At 62.7% G+C, this 18,928-nt stretch carries 17 protein-coding genes; 8 read left to right on the forward strand and 9 right to left on the reverse strand.

The window, feature by feature from the left end:
- Positions 1 to 25: 25 nt before the first annotated feature.
- Positions 26 to 1,264 (reverse strand): ABC transporter substrate-binding protein, encoded by a 1,239-nt coding sequence (locus NKJ88_RS08125; protein WP_023683028.1) that lies wholly within the window; start codon positions 1,262 to 1,264, stop codon positions 26 to 28.
- A 392-nt stretch (positions 1,265 to 1,656) separates the two neighbouring features.
- Here NKJ88_RS08125 and NKJ88_RS08130 point away from each other — a divergent pair, with 392 nt between their 5' ends.
- The gene (locus NKJ88_RS08130; protein ID WP_023824641.1) at positions 1,657 to 2,700 is read left to right on the forward strand and encodes a LacI family transcriptional regulator; all 1,044 of its coding nucleotides are present in this window, start codon (positions 1,657 to 1,659) and stop codon (positions 2,698 to 2,700) included.
- A 34-nt stretch (positions 2,701 to 2,734) separates the two neighbouring features.
- On the opposite strand, the gene gnd is transcribed toward NKJ88_RS08130, so the two are convergent.
- Positions 2,735 to 4,162: an NADP-dependent phosphogluconate dehydrogenase gene (gnd, locus tag NKJ88_RS08135; RefSeq protein ID WP_023824642.1), complete on the reverse strand. Its 1,428-nt coding sequence runs from the start codon at positions 4,160 to 4,162 to the stop codon at positions 2,735 to 2,737.
- A gap of 205 nt (positions 4,163 to 4,367) precedes the next feature.
- Between gnd and NKJ88_RS08140 the strand changes: the two genes are divergently transcribed.
- Entirely contained in the window at positions 4,368 to 4,805 is a 438-nt protein-coding gene (locus tag NKJ88_RS08140; protein WP_023669807.1) for a VOC family protein, read from the forward strand.
- Between the two features lie 66 nt (positions 4,806 to 4,871).
- Here the strand turns inward: NKJ88_RS08140 and NKJ88_RS08145 are convergent, their stop codons facing one another.
- From NKJ88_RS08145 to NKJ88_RS08170, 6 genes are all read right to left on the reverse strand, one after another.
- Positions 4,872 to 5,561 (reverse strand): hypothetical protein, encoded by a 690-nt coding sequence (locus NKJ88_RS08145; protein ID WP_155923308.1) that lies wholly within the window; start codon positions 5,559 to 5,561, stop codon positions 4,872 to 4,874.
- A gap of 100 nt (positions 5,562 to 5,661) precedes the next feature.
- Positions 5,662 to 7,287 (reverse strand): copper resistance CopC/CopD family protein, encoded by a 1,626-nt coding sequence (locus NKJ88_RS08150; protein WP_023714137.1) that lies wholly within the window; start codon positions 7,285 to 7,287, stop codon positions 5,662 to 5,664.
- Between the two features lie 53 nt (positions 7,288 to 7,340).
- Positions 7,341 to 7,859 carry a YcnI family copper-binding membrane protein gene (locus tag NKJ88_RS08155; protein WP_023683022.1) on the reverse strand — a complete coding sequence of 173 codons (519 nt, stop codon included), beginning with the start codon at positions 7,857 to 7,859 and terminating at the stop codon, positions 7,341 to 7,343.
- A 39-nt stretch (positions 7,860 to 7,898) separates the two neighbouring features.
- On the reverse strand, positions 7,899 to 8,438 hold the full coding sequence (locus NKJ88_RS08160; protein ID WP_023824644.1) for a copper chaperone PCu(A)C: 540 nt from the start codon (positions 8,436 to 8,438) through the stop codon (positions 7,899 to 7,901).
- Between the two features lie 105 nt (positions 8,439 to 8,543).
- On the reverse strand, positions 8,544 to 8,900 hold the full coding sequence (locus NKJ88_RS08165; RefSeq protein WP_023713447.1) for a DUF2946 family protein: 357 nt from the start codon (positions 8,898 to 8,900) through the stop codon (positions 8,544 to 8,546).
- Positions 8,901 to 9,019: 119 nt separating this feature from the next.
- Positions 9,020 to 9,919, reverse strand: a complete 900-nt coding sequence (locus NKJ88_RS08170; RefSeq protein ID WP_023735133.1) for a GntR family transcriptional regulator — start codon at positions 9,917 to 9,919, stop codon at positions 9,020 to 9,022.
- A 257-nt stretch (positions 9,920 to 10,176) separates the two neighbouring features.
- Between NKJ88_RS08170 and NKJ88_RS08175 the strand changes: the two genes are divergently transcribed.
- The 6 genes from NKJ88_RS08175 (at position 10,177) to NKJ88_RS08200 (ending at position 17,777) form a co-directional block, all read left to right on the forward strand.
- Positions 10,177 to 11,682 (forward strand): UxaA family hydrolase, encoded by a 1,506-nt coding sequence (locus tag NKJ88_RS08175; protein ID WP_023728563.1) that lies wholly within the window; start codon positions 10,177 to 10,179, stop codon positions 11,680 to 11,682.
- A gap of 53 nt (positions 11,683 to 11,735) precedes the next feature.
- On the forward strand, positions 11,736 to 12,734 hold the full coding sequence (locus tag NKJ88_RS08180) for an aldo/keto reductase (protein ID WP_352443908.1): 999 nt from the start codon (positions 11,736 to 11,738) through the stop codon (positions 12,732 to 12,734).
- Between the two features lie 300 nt (positions 12,735 to 13,034).
- Complete coding sequence (locus tag NKJ88_RS08185) at positions 13,035 to 14,027, forward strand: ABC transporter substrate-binding protein (RefSeq protein ID WP_352443909.1); 993 nt, start codon at positions 13,035 to 13,037, stop codon at positions 14,025 to 14,027.
- Between the two features lie 146 nt (positions 14,028 to 14,173).
- Complete coding sequence (locus tag NKJ88_RS08190; RefSeq protein WP_031197627.1) at positions 14,174 to 15,697, forward strand: sugar ABC transporter ATP-binding protein; 1,524 nt, start codon at positions 14,174 to 14,176, stop codon at positions 15,695 to 15,697.
- Between the two features lie 23 nt (positions 15,698 to 15,720).
- The gene (locus tag NKJ88_RS08195; protein ID WP_023683015.1) at positions 15,721 to 16,686 is read left to right on the forward strand and encodes an ABC transporter permease; all 966 of its coding nucleotides are present in this window, start codon (positions 15,721 to 15,723) and stop codon (positions 16,684 to 16,686) included.
- A 74-nt stretch (positions 16,687 to 16,760) separates the two neighbouring features.
- Positions 16,761 to 17,777: a zinc-binding alcohol dehydrogenase family protein gene (locus tag NKJ88_RS08200; RefSeq protein ID WP_023683014.1), complete on the forward strand. Its 1,017-nt coding sequence runs from the start codon at positions 16,761 to 16,763 to the stop codon at positions 17,775 to 17,777.
- A gap of 288 nt (positions 17,778 to 18,065) precedes the next feature.
- On the opposite strand, the gene NKJ88_RS08205 is transcribed toward NKJ88_RS08200, so the two are convergent.
- Positions 18,066 to 18,917 carry a sugar phosphate isomerase/epimerase family protein gene (locus tag NKJ88_RS08205; protein ID WP_023683013.1) on the reverse strand — a complete coding sequence of 284 codons (852 nt, stop codon included), beginning with the start codon at positions 18,915 to 18,917 and terminating at the stop codon, positions 18,066 to 18,068.
- Positions 18,918 to 18,928: the final 11 nt, after the last annotated feature.

Here is an 18,928-nt window from a genome sequence, read left to right on the forward strand (position 1 = left end):
GGAGCGAGGTGTATTGCCTCCAACGTCAGTCTGCCGAAGCGATGAGGTCGGCGAAGCGTTTCTGCGCGTCTTCGATGGTCAGGTCCGGCTTGGCGAAGAATTCGGCGAAGAGATCTTCCTTCTGCTTCTGGGTGTCCTGCGAAAGCAGTTGGTCAGTCCACGGGATGACGGCGCCCTTGGCGAGGATCGCCAGACCCTTCTTCATGCAGTCGTTCGCCGCATTGAGATCGACGTCACCGCGCACCGGCAGCGAGCCCTTCTTGAGATTGAAGGCGACCTGAGTCTTAGGGTCGAGCAGCGTCTCTGCCAACACCTCCTGCGCCTTGGACTTGTCGGCATCCTTGAGCAGCGGGAAATAGAAGGCGTCGCCGCCGGTGGCGATCACTTCGTTCAGACCGAGGCCCGGCAGGCAGGCATAGTCCTTGCCGGCGACCTTGCCGGCAACCTGGAACTCGCCTTGCGCCCAGTCACCCATGATCTGGCCACCGGCCTTGCCGGTGATGACGAGATTGGTTGCCTGGTTCCAGTCCTGCACATTGGTGTTCTTCGCCATCTTGCGGGCATCGTCGGCGGCCTTGAAGACCTTGGCGATCTCGGGCCCGGCGGCGAACTTGGCATCCTTGTCCTTGTAGACCTTAAGGAACGCGTCGGTGCCGCCGACCGCCGCCAGCAGCACGTCGAAGGCGCCGGAAGATTGCCAGGCCTGTCCGCCGACAGCGAGCGGGATGATGCCCGCCTTTTCCAGGGCGGGCGCTGCCGCCACGAATTCATTCCAGTCCTTCGGCAGCGGCACGCCGGCCTTCTCGAAGGCTTCGTTCGACAGCCACAACCACTGCCAGGAGTGGATATTGACCGGCACGCAATAGATCTTGCCGTCGATGGTGCAGCTGTCGAGCAGGCTCTTCGGCCGCACGATTTCCGTCCACTTGCCCTTGGTGGCGACATCGGTGAGGTCGCGCATCAGGCCGGCCTGCACCAGTTCTTCGGCCTGCCGGCCGTGATTGAACTGGGTGGCGCCCATCGGATCGCCGCCGGTGATGCGGCTGATCATGATCGGCCGTGCCGTGCCGCCGGATCCGGCAATGGCGCCGTCGACCCAGTGATTGCCGGTCGCGTCAAAAGCCTTCGCGAATTCCGCAACCGCCGCCGCCTCGCCGCCCGATGTCCACCAATGGGTCACTTCCAGGTCGGTGGCGGCCGCCGGGCCGGCAAGCTGAAGCGCGGCCGTCGCGGCAAGGGCAGCGGTCAAAAGTCTATAGCGCATTTCGGTTCCTCCCAGAATCTGAAACGTTACAGATTTTCGATACGGCAATTATGCGGTGCGTGCAACCCCTGAGATAAACGCGCTCGAATGTTTTTTCGAGGCGCGAACAAATTCGTTGCGTGCGAACCGGCAAACTGCGCGCAAAACCGGGTGCTGCGCTGCAAAATCATGCTGCAGCGCAAGAAAACCGTCTCGAACCTGATTGTCGCGCTACGTTTCTGGCCGCCAAAACCCTGCCAAAACCATGGCTTGAGAGGCCCACGCGCTGCGATGTTGGAAATCTGTAACGTTTCAGTATATTGAGGCCTGACTGCGAAGAACCGTGCCACATCGTCATCGAAGCGATTGTCGGCTGGTCCGGCGGCTGCTATGCGCCTGACGGGGCGGGACGAATGGACAGGGACCAGACGGACAAGGACGACGAGGCGTCGGCGCATGAGCGGCCGACGCTGAAGACGCTTGCCTTCATGACCGGGCTCGGCGTCACCACCGTCTCGCGCGCGCTCAAGGATGCACCCGAGATCGGCGCCGAGACCAGGCGGCGGGTTCAACTCGTCGCGAGGCAGATCGGCTACCGGCCGAACCGCGCCGGCGTGCGCCTGCGGACCGGCAAGACCAATGTTATCAGCCTCGTGCTCAATACCGAGCGCGAGATCATGAGCTTTGTCTCGGACATCATCTACGGCGTCTCGGAGGTCATTGCCGACACACCCTATCACCTGATCGTCACGCCCTACTCGCGCTCGCAGGATCCGCTGGACCCGGTAAAGTATCTGGTCGAGTCCGGCTCGGCCGATGGCGTCATCATCTCACGCACGCAGCCCAACGATCCGCGCGCCCGCTACATGCTGGAGCGCGGCATACCCTTTGCCACGCATGGCCGCACCGACATGGGGCTTGTCCACCCCTATCACGACTTCGACAATTACGCCTTCGCCGCCGAAGCGGTGCGCCATCTGGCCGGCGTCGGCCGGCGCCGGCTGGCGCTGGTAGCGCCGCCGGTCGGGCTCACCTATTACGACCACACGGTCAATGGCTTTGCCGACGCACTGAGCGAGGTCGACGCCAGCGAAGTGCCGTTCAACGCTGTTTCGATCGACCAGTCGATCGATCAGATCAGGACGCGGACCGCGCAGTTGATGCGCCGCGACGTCAGGCCGGACGGTTTCGTCAGCAGCGCCGCCGCAGCAACGCTGGCCATCGTCGCCGGCATCGAGGATGCCGGCCTGAAACTCGGCCGCGACGTCGATGTCGTGTCCAAGCAATCGTCGGAACTGCTGCATCTGTTCCGCCGGGAGTTGCTGATCGTCAACGAAGATTTCCGCCTCGCCGGCACCGAGCTTGCCCGCGCCGTGCTGGGCTGGATAGGCGGCGCGGCACCTGGCTCTTTGCAGACTGTGGTCAAGCCAGGCGACGTCGTCGCGTATCAGGGCTGACTGGCACGACCTGAGAGGTCCGCCTCACCTGACCCTATCCGGCCGCTCCACTTCCCCATGGCCCATGGAAAGCGCCCTGCTCGCCGATGCGCTCGAAGCCATGCGCGCCGAAGAAGTCGCGCTGCGCCTGGATCAGGTTCGAGGTGCCGCGGCCCTGGCGGTAGCTGTCGAAATAGGCAAGTGCCGACGCCAGTGCAGGCACCGGCGAGCCTGCTTCCGATGCCTTGGCAACGGTGCGCCTAAGCGACGGATGCGCCTCCTGCATCATGGTGGTGAAAGCCGGCGCCATCAAAAGGTTGGTGGACGCGCCGCCCGAGCCGAAGGCTTCCGCCATGGTGTCGAGCATCTGCGAGCGGATGATACAGCCGGCACGCCAGATCTTGGCGATGGTCGGCATCGGCAGGTTCCAATTGAACTCCTTCGAGGCGGCGCTCATCACCGCGAAACCTTGTGCATAGGCGGCGATCTTGCCGGCGAGCAGCGCCAGCTCCAGGTCTTTCAGAAGTGCCGCCTTGTCGCCGGAGATCTTGGTGACGCCGATATTGCCATAGGCTTTTTCGGCCGCCTGCCGCTCATCCTTGATCGAGGACAGCACGCGGGCCGCCACCGCCGCCTCGATGGCCGTCGCCGGAATGCCGAGCTGCTGCGCCTCGATGACAGACCATTTGCCGGTGCCCTTCTGGCCGGCACGGTCGAGGATGATGTCGACCACCGGCTTGCCGGTCTTTGCATCGTCGGCGGCCAGCACCTTGGCCGTGATCTCGATCAGATACGAATCGAGCCGGCCCTTGTTCCAGGTTTCAAAGACGGTGCCGATCTCCTTCGGCCCCATGCCGAGGCCGTCGCGCAGGATGCCATAGATCTCGGCGATCATCTGCATGTCGGCATATTCTATGCCGTTGTGGATGGTTTTGACGAAATGCCCGGCGCCGTCGGTCCCTAGCCACGCAGCGCACGGTTCGTCCTTGAACTTGGCCGAGATCGCGGTCAGCACGCGTTCGACGCGCTTCCAGGATTCTTCGGTGCCGCCGACCATAATCGACGGCCCATGGCGCGCACCTTCCTCGCCACCGGATACGCCCATGCCGATGAAGGTAAGGCCCGAACCGGACAGTTCCGAAAAGCGCCGCATCGTGTCGCGGAAATTGGCGTTGCCGGCATCGATGACGATGTCGTTGGCCGACAGCACGCCGCGCAGCGCTTCGATCTGCTCGTCGACCGGCTTGCCGGCCAGCACCATGATGATGACCGGGCGCGGCGGCTTGATCGCGGCTGCCAGTTCTTCCAGGCTGTAGCAGGGCACCACCATGTCCCTGAGCGAACCGGCGCCTTCGAGGAAGGCATCGGTGCGCGCCCTGGTGCGGTTGAAGACGGCGATGCGGTGCCCGTGCTCGGCAATGTTGAGCGCGAGGTTGGAGCCCATTGTGCCAAGGCCGATCAGGCCGATTTCGGCTTTTTCCATCGTTTCTTCCCTGCTTCGGATTTTGTTGAGGCCGCGTTTTCCGGGATGCCCATTTTTCGGCGAGATGATTGACGGGCCTTTCGCGCCACGTCAACCGCCTCGCCGAATTGCGTTGCGTCGGCGTTGTGTCAGACCGAGTCAGGAAGGGTCCGTTGGTGACCAGGCGCCGCCTTGCCGATCGAACATATGACGTTAGGTTGAACTTATGGCAGTCAAACGGATGGACAATGTCGGAATCGTCGTCGATGACCTCGACGAGACGATTGCTTTCTTTCGCGAGCTCGGCCTCGAACTGGAAGGGCGGGCGACGATCGAAGGCGAGTGGGCCGGACGTGTCACCGGGCTCGGCGATCAGCACGTCGAGATTGCCATGATGCGCTCACCGGATGGCCATAGCCGGCTCGAGCTCTCCCGCTTCCTCACGCCGACTGTCGTCGCCGATCACCGCAACGCCCCGGTCAACGCCCTGGGCTACCTGCGCGTCATGTTTACCGTGGACGACATCGACGACACGCTGGAAAGGCTCCGCAAGCGTGGCGCGCAGCTGGTCGGTGAAGTCGTCCGTTACCAGGAGGTGTATCGGCTCTGCTACATCCGCGGGCCGGAAGGGCATCTCATCGGGTTAGCCCAGGAACTCGGCTGAGCGAGTTGAGAGCCCGACGCGGCTTTCCGGGAGCCAAGTTGCGCTCAGGCGTCGGGTACTATTCTCTTACCAGGGACGAGGAGTGCAGCTCTCCGCGCGGTATGTAGCCAGGACTGCGTCCATGGCCGTGCTGTATTCGGGAAAGCTTGGAATGAGCCCCAATTCGATGGCCTGGGCGACGCATAAATCGCCGGCAGCGGAGGAATTTGCCTGAAAGAGGCAATTTTTCAACTTTGTCATTGAAGCCGGAGGAGGAGGGTTGATTGAACTATAAATGATCGAGCCTGAACGAATGGATACAACCTTGACATCGTCCTTATTCCATCGAGCAGGGTCAAAGATATAATTGAGATTGCTTTTGCCGTCAGGGTGTTTTGCCGCACCGTAGATGGCAATGACAGTCACATTGGCATCATGCGCATCGCCTTTCATATCCGAATCCGTGGCCGGCATCTTGAGCCCGAGCTCGAGCTCATAGGCAAGCTCCGACAGGGCTTCGCCATCGCCTTCTCGCGCCAAGGGCCAAAGTACCGCCCATTGCTTTTTACATTGCTCTTTGGCGTAGGAATCTCGGGCAAACTTCAGGCGCTCCTCACGGGTCAAACTCGGCTGCGTCAAGCTTTTTTTACCTGTGAGATCGCACCCGCCGACAAGAAAGAAGACCAGAAGACCGCAACATACTTTCGCTATAGACCGAGCTGATACGACGGCTGATCGAATTGTTTTTTGCCACAAAGAGTGCACCGTCAGAGGCATCGCTCGATCCCGAACATATCAATGCACCAGTAAAAGCCAATGAACCGCACAAGGCGACTCGTAGCTTATGCGGAAAACGAAAGCATAGCCATTTGGTATATTAGTCGGCGCGGATATCGATCGGCGCTTCGATCTTTATCACTTCGAAATCCGAAACCAGAATATCGAGCCGCGCCGTCCAGCGGCCTGGAATCGGAATGACGAGATTATCGACCCGCCAAGTGCCGTCGCCTGGCTTGGTCGCCGGACGCTTGATCGGCTCGATCCCCGAATCGGGCTTGGACAGCACCAGCGACACTTCCTTGGCGTCGAGCGGGCCGAAATCGCCATCCATGATGACGATGGAGGCGGTGACCTCCCCGGTATGGCCGGGCGTGATGTCGATGTCGGCCATCGCCTTCATAGTGTGGATATGGGTCGACGTCGGTTGTGCCGCGGCGATTGCCAGGGCCCGTGGCGGCGGCGTGAAGCGCCAGCCGGCGGCAACGCCGAAGATCAGGAGCACGATCAGCATTTCGACTGAGATCGAGCGGCTAAGCCGTCGCCGCACTTCCGTCGCTCCGGCCTCGGCCAAGGCGGTGAGCCGCCATCGATTGACCGCCGCCAGCGTGAACAGAAACACCAGCAGCGCCAGCTTGATCAGCAGCAGCCGGCCATAGGCGGTGTTGACCAGTGCCGCCGGTGTCTGCACCTGGATGATGGCGAGCACCACACCGGCGGCGGCAAGCACTACCACCACGGGCATGATCGCGCGCGAAAACCGCCGCAGGAACGCCCCGGCTTCCACCGATTGGCTGCTCAACGCCAGGCCGAGCGGCAGCAGTGCTCCAGCCCAGAAAGCGATGCCGGCGCCATGCAGGAACACCATAGGCCGCGTCAGCCATTGCGGTTCGGCTGCACTGGCATGGCCGCTGGCGGCAAGGGCTGCACCCACACCGGCCAGCCCGGCGAGCGCCAACGGCCTGGCGCCAGCACGCGATCCGACCAACGACAGCAGGCCAAGCCCGAGCGCCGCCAGCGAAATCAGCACCGTCCAGCCGAAGCTGGTGCCAAGCGCCGTCCGCCAGACCACCGGTTGCGCCAGCCGGGCGAGTGGCGCGCCCAGCGCGTCCAGCCCCTGGAACCCGAGCGACAGGGGTGCTGCGACCAGCCCGCACAGGATGGCGGCAATGACGAAGCGCTGGCCTGAGCGCTGGCCTTGCGCCAGCCATGTCAGCGCGAAGGCGCCGCCAATGCCGAGGAAAAGCCCGATGTAGAGAAGAACCTTGCCGGTCCAGATCGCTGACCGCAAATCTATATCGACAGCTTCCCCCACCGCCGGCGCCGCACTTGGCGCGCCAACGGAAAACAGCACCGAGCCGCCGACCGGATGGCCATCGGCGGAAATCACCCGCCAGCTCAAGACATGGGTGCCCGGCCCGAGCTTTTGTGGATTGCCGATCTCAACCGTTTGGTCGCTCAACCGAAACGAGGTCAAAGCGACAGGCGTACCGTCGGGCCGCACCAAGGTCAGCACCAGCGGCGACACAGGCTCGCTGAAGGTCAGCGAAAATTGCGTCGGCGCTCGCTCCAGAACCGCGCCGTCGGCAGGCTCGGCCTTGATCAGCGCCGCATGGGCAAAGGCCTGGTTTGGCGTGGCAAGGACGGCAAGCAGCAGGATCGCGGCCAGCAGGCCGAAGCACCTGCCGGCTGTCCGTTCTATCCGCTGAAAACAGGCCACGTTCATGCCATCCACCAAAACAGTGGCGCGCCGCTTCGAAGCAGCGCGCCGCCAATGCATCATTTCTTCGGCAGCAGGTTGAGGCCGGGCGCCGGATCTTCCAGCGCATCCTCATCCTGACCAGCCGCCGGAATCTCTATCCAACGCGTGGTGGCCCCATCGCATTCCTGCACCACCGGAAAATAGAGTTTTTGCCCGGCCGGCAGATCGGCGGCCAACGTGCCGCGGAAGACGAACTCGTCATAAAATTCATCCGGCAGGCTGCCGCCGCTCCAGTCGACTTCCTTGACGCCCGAGGTCACCGCCTCGCCATAGAGCTGGTAGGATTTCTCGTACTTGCCTTTCTTGACCTGCAGCGTCCAGCCGGGCTTGGGCATCGGCTTCACCCCGATCACCCCTTCCGGGATCTGCACGCGCACGGCAATCGTCGCCTTGCCTTCGCAGCCATGCGGCACGCGCAGCACGGCCTTGTAGGTCGAACCGACCGGCGCTTCCTGGGTTTCGAGCGTGATATGGCCGAAGGCAGCGCTTGTCCCCAGGACAAGGAATGCAGCGGCCGGCAAAAGATACTTGTTCATGATGGTCCCTCTCGAAAAATCGGTTGGCAAATTGATTGGTCAGTCGTTGTCTTCGAGGGGTGGCGCGCTGCCTATGGCTTGCACGGCAAACTCGACGGTCACGGTTCCGGCCTTCTCGAAAGTCAGCGTGGCGGCAAACATCTGGCCTTCTTTAGGCGGCTGCTTCAAATCCATGAACATCACGTGGTAGGCGCCAGGACCCAGCGTGATCTTGCCGCCCGCCGGAATGTCCAGGGCGCCACTGACCGGGCGCATGGTCATGACGCCATCCTTCACCCCCATTTCATGCAGTTCGGCCTTCCCCGAAATGTCGGAGGAAATCGACAGCAGCCGGTCTGGTGCGCTGCCCTTGTTGACGATGGTGAAATAGCCGCCGGCAACCTTGGCGCCGGCTGGCGTGGCACGGGACCAGGGATGCTCGATCTCGATGTCACCGGCCTTGAACTCATGCGCAAGGACGGAATGGGCGCCGACGAACAACAGTGCAAAGGCAAAGAGGGCGCTGCCGAGACGCTGCTCGATAGTGGTGAAGATAGGGGTGCTGCGGCGCAACGCGCCGGCATGACGAAAACGGGACATGGGTAGGCTCCATGAATATGAGGTCGCGCCTTTGTCCGGCTGCGAACGAGTTTATCATTGGATGATTATCGCCCGCGCGGGTTACGCCAAGCGAGCGGCGGTTTTTCAGCCCGCAAGCGGCGGGGCGCGCGGATTGGCCGGAGAGCGCTCACGCGTAACGTCGGGATGCCTGACTGCCGGCGGAAGAAACGCGACTGTTTCAAAAGACAGGCTCACCGGCGCCACGCCGACGCCTGCCGGCGGCGCATAGGCGACGGAGGCCATGCTGCAGCCGAGCATGCAGCATGCCGGCATGTGCGGCTGGTGCGGATCGCCGCCGGGAAGCTGGACCGCCCCCTCATGTGTACAGATGACGTTGCCGAAAACGTCGAGTTGCGAGGCATCCGGCGCAATGCCGAAAGCAAACACGCCGAGCGTCGACTGGAGCAGCAGCACACAGGCCGCGACAAAGGCGGCCATCATGCTCCATCTCTTACGCCGGAAGTCCAAAGACCTGCCTCTTCACGCAGCAACGCTTGGATATCTAGCACGCGGCATGTCGGCGGAAAATCGCCAAATCATCGCTGCGGCAACGCGGCGCGTTAAGAAGCAATCCGACCGATTTCCGGGATCGACGTCAACAGCGTGTGGCGTGCCGACTTCAGATGCTTGCGGCAGGCGGCGTCGACCTTGCCGAGATCGCGCGATTTCAGCGCCGCGATGTAGGCGAGATGCTCGCTCACCGCGACTTCGTTGCGCTCGCGCTCCTGCGCCTTGTTCCACTGGTAGTGGTAGTGAAAGATCATGGCGATGACGTCGTAGAAATCGACGATGAAGCGGTTGTGCGACGCCCGGTGGATCAGCCGGTGGAAGCGCTCGTCTAGCTCCGAGAATTCGTTGAAGCGGATGGCGATTTCGCTGGCCAGAAGCCGGTGCTCGTCTTCCAGCCGGTCGAGATCCGCCCAGACCGGACTATCCCCAGGCAAGGCGGCAAAGGCCGCCGCCGAGCGTATCTCGAACATCTCGCGGATTTCAGTGAGTTCGAGCGCAAAGGCTCGCGTAAACCCCTTCAGCACCCAGTGGCTGTTGCGCCGCTTCTCGATCAGGCCGAAGCGGGAGAAGCGGATCAGGAACTCGCGCACGCTGGTGGTGCCGACGCCGATCTCGCGCGCCAGTTCGAGCTCGTTGATCTGCATGCCGGCCTCTGCACCGCCGGCCAGCAACCTGCGCATAAACGACCGCTCGATGATCTGGGCCAGTGTGTCTGTCTCCTCCTCGGGGAAGAAATCATCCGGCTTCGGCGTCCTGAGCACTGTCTTGCTGCGTTTGTTCCACGCGATCAGCCCGGTCTCTTCCATGCGCGCCAGAATGGTGCGCACGGTGGTCCGGCTGACGCCGAGCAAAGTGCCCAGTTCCGGCTCCGACGGCAGGCTCTGCGTCTCATCGAGCAGCCGCAGACCCCTGTTGTAAGCGTCCTTGTAGACGTTGTTGCTTTTCGACATCCCTGCCCCGTTGCGCGCCGGCGCTTGCTGTGGCTGGCTTGAAGCGCGATATCACATATGTCCTGGCGCTCACCCGGCAAAGCAAAACGCTCTGCGTGTCAGACGCCGCTCCCCACAAGCCAAGCGTCCATCGGACGCATGGTCTCCTCCTGAAAAAACAATTGACGCACAAATGTTTTTTCACGATAAAAGACATTATATGTAAACAGACGCGTGTCAATCCGCGCATCCCCAGGAACAGACCCAGGAAACTGCCCGTGAACGCCTCGAACAGCATTCTTCTGTCCCCCGCCGACAATGTCGCGGTCGCCAATGGCCGCATCGAGATCGGCACCCCTCTGCCCGGCGGCGCCGTCGCCACGGCCTTGATCGAGCCCGGCCACAAGGTGGCGATCAAGCCTATCGCCGCCGGCGAGGCGGTGGTCAAGTATGCCCAGGCCATCGGCCGCGCCACCCAGGACATCGCGCCCGGCGACCACGTCCATTCGCACAATCTGGTCTTCGAGTCCGGCCGTCTGCCGGTCGTGCCGCCGAGCGAAGCGGAGCATGCCACCGAAGCTGACCGCGCCCGGACATTCATGGGCTATCGTCGCGCCGATGGCCGTGCCGGCACGCGCAACTTCATCGGCATCATCGCCAGCGTCAATTGCTCGGCCACCGTCTGCCACGCCATTGCCGACGAGGCCAACCGCGTGCTGTTGCCGAAATATCCGGGGATCGACGGCTTCGTCCCGATCGTCCATGGCCAGGGCTGCGGCATGAGCGGCACCGGCGACGGCATGATGGTGCTACACCGCACGCTCGCCGGTTACACCCGCCATCCGAATTTCGGCGGCGCGTTGATGGTCGGCCTCGGCTGCGAGGTCAACCAGCTCACCCTTTACGGCCAGAAGGGTGCGGCGGCGGGAAAACGCCATTTCAACATCCAGGACGCCGGCGGTTCGCGCAAATCGGTCGCAAAGGCGATGGGCGTGCTCGCCGAAATCGCCGAGGAAGTCGGCCAGTATCAGCGCGAGCCGATCCCGGTCTCGGAGATCGTCGTCGGCCTGCAATGCGGCGGTTCCGACGGCATGTCGGGCATCACCGCCAATCCCGCGCTGGGAGCGGCGGTCGACATCCTGGCCGGCGTCGGCGGCATCGGCATCCTGTCGGAGACGACGGAGATCTATGGCGCCGAACATCTGCTCGCCTATCGCGCGGCAACGCCGGAGATCGCCAAGAAGCTCGACGGTTTCGTCAAATGGTGGGAGGACCATGTCGCCAAGCACGGCGCCTCGATCGACAACAACCCCTCGCCCGGCAACAAGCGCGGTGGCCTGACCACCATCCTGGAAAAGTCGCTGGGCGCCGTGGCCAAAGGCGGCCAGACTCCGCTCAACGGCGTCTTCGGTTATGCCGAAAAGGTCACCGGCAGTGGCCTGGTGTTCATGGACACGCCCGGTTACGACCCGGTCTCGGCGACCGGTCAGGTGGCGGGCGGCGCCAACATCATCGTCTTCACCACCGGCCGCGGCTCCTGCTTCGGCTGCCGGCCCACGCCGTCGATCAAGGTCGCCACCAACTCGACCATGTACCACCAGATGGAAGAGGACATGGACGTCAATTGCGGCGTCATCGCTTCGGGTGAGAAGACCATCGCCGGCATGGGCCGGGAACTCTTCGAACTCATCGTCGAGACGGCATCGGGCCGCAAGACCAAGAGCGAGGCGTTCGGCTACGGCGACAACGAGTTCGTGCCGTGGCACCTCGGCGCGACGCTCTAACCACCGACGAAAAAAAACGGGCTGCAACGACGGCTCACAAGGGGAGGCTTTGGATGGACAAACGCCGCATCGGCACGACTGCGCTCGAGGTAACCGAGATAAGCTTCGGCGGGGCGGCGATCGGCGGGCTCTACCGGGCCTGTCCGCGCGAAGCGGCGATGGAGACGCTGCAGACAGCCTGGGATGCCGGCCTGCGCTATTTCGACACCGCGCCCTTCTATGGCTTCGGCCTGTCGGAGCGGCGGACCGGCGACTTCCTGCGCTACAAGCCGCGGGATTCCTATGTGCTGTCGACCAAGGTCGGACGGCTGTTCCGCCCGGTGCCGGAAGACCAGGTTCCCGATCATTCCTATGTCGACCCGCTGCCCTTCGCGCTCGACTACGACTACTCGTATGACGGCATCATGCGCTCGGTCGAGTTCTCCTATGCCCGGCTCGGGCTGAACCGGATAGACATCCTGTTTGTGCACGACATCGGCACCTACACACATGGCGTCGAGAAGACGAAGCTGCACTTTCGCCAGCTGATGGACGGCGGCTTGAAGGCGCTGGACGAGCTTAAAACGTCGGGTGTAATTTCCGCCTATGGGCTCGGCGTCAACGAGGTGCAGATCTGCCTCGACGTGCTGCGCGAAGCACCGCTCGACTGCATCCTGCTGGCCAGCCGCTATTCGCTGCTCGACCGCTCGGCTGAAGCCGAGTTGCTGCCGCTGTGTCGTGAGCGACAGACTTCGCTGATCATCGGCGGCGTCTTCAACTCCGGCATCCTGGCGACCGGACCGGTGCACGGTGCGCATTTCGACTATCTGCCGGCGACGCAGGACATACTCGAGCGTGTAGGCGCGATGGAGAAAATCGCTGATGAGGGCGGATATCCGCTGGCGGCGGCTGCATTGCAGTTTCCGCTGCAGGAGCCTGTCGTGGCCAGCGTGCTGACCGGAACGGCCAAGCCCGCCAACCTGACGCGCAACCTCGACCTGTTCGACATCCAGGTGCCGCAAGCGGAATTCGCCCGCTACGCTCCCTACACCATCGTGCAGGAGCTCGGCTGACGAAACGCCACGATCACGGTTCTCAAGAAGGAATGAATATTCCATATTGACTCGACGGTGGAATTAATATTCCATGATGATCAAGGAGGATCGGGAGCGTCTGGACGTGGCACTGAGGATCGGCAGGGAGGTTTCCCCGCCAAGCCATGCGCAGGCCGATATGAAACACCGCTTGCGTCGGCCGGACCGATGCACTATCAATAGCGGCAACTGTTTTTTATTGATAAAGTTCTGTTTGGGCCGCGCCTATCCAAATGGAGCTTCCGTAACCTTCACCGGGCGATCTAGGGAGGATTCCTAATGAAATTCGTGACCAGCATTCTCAACCGCCGCTCACTGATGGCACTAGCTGCCGCCTCGATGCTTGCCGGCACGCTGCACACGGCGCCGGCTTCGGCGGCGGAAGTGACCATTCCGATCATCGTCAAGGACACCACGTCCTTCTACTGGCAGATCGTCCTGGCCGGCGCCCGCAAGGCCGGCAAGGATCTCGGCGTCAACGTACCCGAACTCGGCGCCCAGGCTGAAACCGACGTCAACGGCCAGGTCTCGATCCTCGAGAATGCCGTCGCCGGCAACCCGGCCGCGATCGTCATCGCGCCGACCGAATTCAAGGCGCTCGGCAAGCCGATCGATGAAGCGGCCAGCAAGGTCAAGGTCATCGGCATCGACTCCGGCGCCGACTCCAAGGCGTTCACCTCGTTCCTGACCACCGACAATGTGCAGGGCGGACGCGTCGCCGCTGACGGTCTTGCAGCAGCCATCGGCGAAGCCAATGGCGGCAAGATCGAGGGCGACGTCGCCCTGATCACCAACGCGCCGGGCGCCGGTTCGCTGGAGCAGCGCAAGCAGGGCTTCACCGAGCAGCTGGCCGCGAAATATCCGGGGCTCAAGCTCGTCGCGGACAAATATGCCGACGGCCAGGCAACGACCGGTCTCAACATCGCCACCGACCTGATCACCGCCAACCCGAACCTCAAGGGCATCTTCGCGTCCAACCTGATCATGGCGCAGGGCGTCGGTCAGGCTGTCGCCGAGAATAACCTTGGCGGCAAGCTGGCGCTGGTCGGCTTTGACAGCGACGAGAAGCTGATCAAGTTCCTCAATGACGGCGTCATTTCCGCGCTCGTCGTCCAGGATCCGTACCGGATGGGCTATGACGGCATCAAGACCGCGCTCGCCGCCTCGAAGGGCGAGAAGGTCGAGGCCAATGTCGACACCGGCGCCAACCTGGTGACCAAGGCAAACATGAAAGACCCCAAGATCGACGCCCTGCTCAACCCGAAGCTCTGAGCCCGTCAGGCAAAAATCGTTTCCGGGGCCTCGCGCCCCGGAAACACCGGATACAAGCTTGAATATCCACCGGCTTGAATCACCTCGACGATGTGGCTGACTGCATCGCGACGTGCCAATCGTAAGGCCAATCTGGGAGGATTGTCATGACGCCCACGGCGCAGGAACTGCACCCGGCCCCAACGCTAGCGCCCGGCAGGACGATCCTCGAACTGCACGGGCTGGAAAAACGCTATCCCGGCACGCATGCGCTGAAGCCCGTTCACCTTGCCTTCAAGGCAGGTGAGATCCACGCCATCGTCGGCGAGAACGGCGCCGGCAAATCCACCCTGATCAAGCTTCTGACCGGCGTCATGCCGCGCACCTCCGGCGATGTCATCTGGGAGGGCAAACCGGCAGCGCTGGCAACCCCGCACGAGGCGATGGCGCTGGGCATCAACGCCGTGCATCAGGAGGTCGTGCTCTGTCGCCATCTCACCGTCGCCGCCAACATGTTCCTCGGCGAGGAGAACTCGCGCTTCGGCATCCTGCAGCAGCGCGCCATGGTCAAGGAAGCGCAGAAGATCATCGACGGTCTCGGCTTCGATCTGCCGGCGCATGTCATGCTGGGTGACCTCACCATCGGCCAGCAGCAGCTGATCGCCGCCGCCCGCGCCACCGTGCGCGGCACCAAGTTCCTGATTTTCGACGAGCCGACCGCCTATCTCACCCGCAAGGAAGCCGACCAGCTGTTCACGCTGATCCGCAGGCTCAAGGGCGAAGGCGTCACCATCATCTACATCAGCCATCGCATGGAAGAGGTGTTCGAACTCGCCGATCGCGTCTCGGTGCTGCGCGACGGCACGCTGGTCGGCACCCGCAACATTGCCGAGACCAATGACGCCGAGCTGGTCAAGATGATGATCAATCGCTCGATCGAGCAAGTCTACCACAAGGAGCATTTCACCCCCGGTGCCGTGATCGTTGAAGCGAAAAACCTGTCGGGCAAGGGCTTCGAAGACGTCTCGATGACAGTGCGTGCCGGCGAGATCGTCGGGCTCTATGGCCTGATCGGCGCCGGCCGCAGCGAGTTTGTCACCACGCTTTATGGCCGCCACAAGAAGTCGGCCGGCCAGATCCGCTGGCAAGGCAAACCGGTGCTGATCAATTCCGAGCACGACGCGATCAAGCTCGGCATGGCGCTGGCGCCGGAAAGCCGCCGCGACCAGGGCCTGTGCCTGAACCTGCCGGTCGGCCTCAACCTCAACCTGCCGATCTACAAGCGCATCTCCAACAACCTGCTGATTTCGAACACGAAGGAAAAGGCTGAAGCCGATCGCCAGATCGCCGGCCTCCGCATCAAAACGCAAACACGCGGCGCCCTGGCCTCCAGCCTGTCCGGCGGCAACCAGCAGAAGATCGTCATCGGCAAATGGCTGGCGCACGGCGCTAAGCTGTTCATCTTCGACGAGCCTACGGTCGGCGTCGATGTCGGTACCAAGGCCGAGATCTACCGCCTGTTCGGGGAACTGTTGTCCAAGGGCGCCGGCATCATCCTGATCTCGTCCTATCTGCCCGAGGTTTATGAGCTCGCCGATACGCTGCACGTGTTCCGGCGCGGCAAACTGGTCGCCAGCCATGGCTTTCGCGCCGCCAGCCACGAAGACGTGCTGACGCAGGCGATCGGCTGACAAAACAAGAAACGGGAGGAACCATGAGCATCGAAACCGTCGCGATCGAAAAACCGAAACGGAACTACAACGTCCTGTTCGGGCTGACGCTTCTGGCGTTGCTGGTTCTGCTCTGGATCGTGCTGTCGGTGGCGACGCCGAGCTTCGCCTCCTCCAACAACATCGCCAATCTTTTGCGGCAGGGCTCGATGATCGCCATCATGGCGGTCGGCCAGACCTTCGTCATCATCACCGGCGGCATTGACCTCTCGGTCGGCGCCGTGGTCGGCTTCGCCACCGTCATTGTCGCCATGATGATTAATGCCGGCTTCCCGATCTGGGTCGCCATTCTGGTGACGCTGCTGGTCGGTGTTGCCATCGGCCTGTTCCATGGCTTCGGCATCGTCAAGATGGGCCTGCCGCCCTTCATCATCACGCTGGCGACGCTGACCTCGTTGCGCGGCATCGGCCTGTTGATGACCAACGGCAACTCGATCAACATCAACAGCGACAGCTTCACCGCGTTCTCGCGCAGTTCCTTTGTCGGCATCCCCAATCTGTTCTGGATGGTGATCCTGGTCGGTATCCCGGCCTACATCTTCCTGCACCACAGCCGCTGGGGCCGCTATCTCTTCTCTGTGGGATCCAATGCCGAGGCCTCGCGCCTCTCGGGCGTCAATGTCCAGCGCACCATCTACATGGCCTACACGCTGTCGGGCCTATGCGCGGCCTTCGTCGGCGTGCTGCTGGCGGCGCGCATCGGCATCGGCAACCCGACCCAGGCCGAAGGTTGGGAGTTGCAGGCGATCGCCTCATCGGTGATCGGCGGCACCTCGCTGTTCGGCGCCGTCGGCTCGGTGCATGGCCCACTGCTCGGCGCCTTCATCCTGGCCACCATCAACAACGGCGCCAATCTGCTCAACGTCAACTCGTTCTGGCAGCGCATCATCACCGGCGCGCTGATCATAATCATCGTCTATTTCGACGGGCTGCGCCGTCGCGGCAAGTAATTCTCCCTGACCTTCTGCGCCGGCCTGCTTAACAACGGACCGGCGCCTTTTTTGAGAAACACTGGAATTGCCGAATGAAAGCTGTTGTCTGCCGCTCGCCCGGCGAGCTTGTCCTGGAAGACCGGCCGGCGCCAGGAGCGCCGCCTGCCGGCTGGGCGCTGGTCGCCGTCAGCCATGTCGGCATCTGCGGCACCGACTACCACATCTTCGAAGGCAAGCACCCGTTCCTTGCCTATCCCCGCATCATGGGCCATGAAGTGTCGGGCACCGTCGTCGAGACCGGCGAAGATGTCGACCTTGCCGTGGGCGAGCCCGTCATCATCAATCCCTATCTCGCTTGCGGAAAATGCATCGCCTGCCGGCACGGCAAGCCGAATTGCTGCGTCAGGATCGAAGTGCTTGGCGTCCATCGCGACGGCGCCATGGCCGAGCAGATCCTGGTGCCGGCGCAGAATCTTTATCCGGCAAACGGCTTGTCGCTGGCCGATGCGGCGGCGGTGGAATTCCTCGCCATCGGCGCGCATGGCGTGCGGCGCGCTCGCGCCGAACCAGGCGCCCGCACGCTGGTCATCGGCGCCGGGCCGATCGGCCTTGGCGCAGCGCTGTTTGCGCGCATCGCCGGGCTCGATGTCAGCCTGCTCGACATGAGCACGGAGCGGCTGGATTTTGCAAAAGGCGAACTCGGCTTCGCCACGCTCGACGGCTCACAAAAAGCGGCAGCCGAACTGGTGCGCGAGGCAACCGGCGGCGAAGGGTTCGACATCGTCTTCGACGCCACCGGCAACACCGCCTCGGTGCAGTCGGCCTTCGCCCATGTCGCGCATGGCGGCACGCTCGTGCTGGTCAGCGTCGTCAAGGATGACATCGTCTTTTCCGACCCGGAATTCCACAAGCGCGAAATGACATTGATCGGCAGCCGCAACGCGCTGAAAGTCGATTTCGACCACGTCGCCGCCTCGATCCGCAACGGCGCCGTGCCGCTGGCAAAACTCGTCACCCACCGCACCACGCTGGCCGGCACGCCGGATGATCTCACCCGCTGGGCGCATGAGAAATCGGGGTTGATCAAGGCTGTGATCGAGGTGGGGTAAGACATCCGAAAAATTTGGTGGAGCGATAAGTGCCGAGTTAAGGCAGATCGCATACCTCGGCGATTTGCGAAAAGGCCCGTCGCTTCCTCATCCACGGGCGGAGCAAGGAGCGAAGCGACGCGGCGCAGACCCGAGGTTTCATTCGGTGACGTCTGCGCTAGAATCCAGCGGTGCAAAAAGAGGCGTCCATTCGCATCTCCTACCTGCACCGCTGCGGCGCGCGACAGTCGCGGCATGGGTCCTCGAGTCTCCGCGTCCGCTGCGCCCGTGGATGAGGGAAGTGAGCGGCTAAGCCGCCCGCTTCCACCCATCCCTGATATGCCTGTATCCCTCGCGATAAACTGCCTCCGGCGTCTCGGAAAAATCCCGCCACACCTTGGTCGCCGCCGCCAGATCCTTCAGCGACCTGCCAAACGCCTCGATCGTCAGCCAGTCGTCATAGCCGCTCTTGCGGATGGCCGCGAAAGTCTCTTTCCACGGAATGTTCCCGCGCCCCGGCACGCCGCGATCGTTCTCCGAAATGTGGATGTGCACGACATTCCGCCGGTGCTTCATGTAGGCGCCGATCGGGTCGGCTTCCTCGATATTGGCGTGGAAGGTGTCGTACATCGCCTTGATGTGCGGCCGGTCGATGGCATCGACGTGCTCGGACAGATCGGCCATCGTGTTCAGCAGATAGCACTCGAAACGGTTGAGCGCCTCCAACCCGATGGTAACGTTCCGCTTGCCGGCATGATCGCCAATGGCGCGTTGCGAGGCGATCGAGCGCTTCTTCTCGGCAGCGGTCGGCCCGCTGCCGGAGAAGGCCCCGAGCGTCGAATGCAGCGGCCCGCTCAGCGTACTCGCGCCGAGCGCCTGGGCGCAATCGATCGCCCATTTCATGTAGCCGATGCCGGCCTTGCGGGTCGCGGCATCCGGCGAAATCAGATTCATCGCCGGGTCGCCCATCGCCGTAACAGCCGTGCGCTCCAACCCGATGCGGTCGAGCAAATCGCCAAGGTTCTTGTAGTCCTCTGGCGTGCCTGAGAAGATCGGTATCTCGACGCCGTCGAAGCCGGTCGCCTTGATGTCGCGCAGCAACGGCTCGTGTTTCTTAGACACGGAAGTCGTCCACAAAAACATGCACATGCCGATTTTCATCGACAGCCCCT

Source organism: Mesorhizobium sp. M0016 (assembly GCF_040324035.1).
GTDB lineage: Bacteria > Pseudomonadota > Alphaproteobacteria > Rhizobiales > Rhizobiaceae > Mesorhizobium.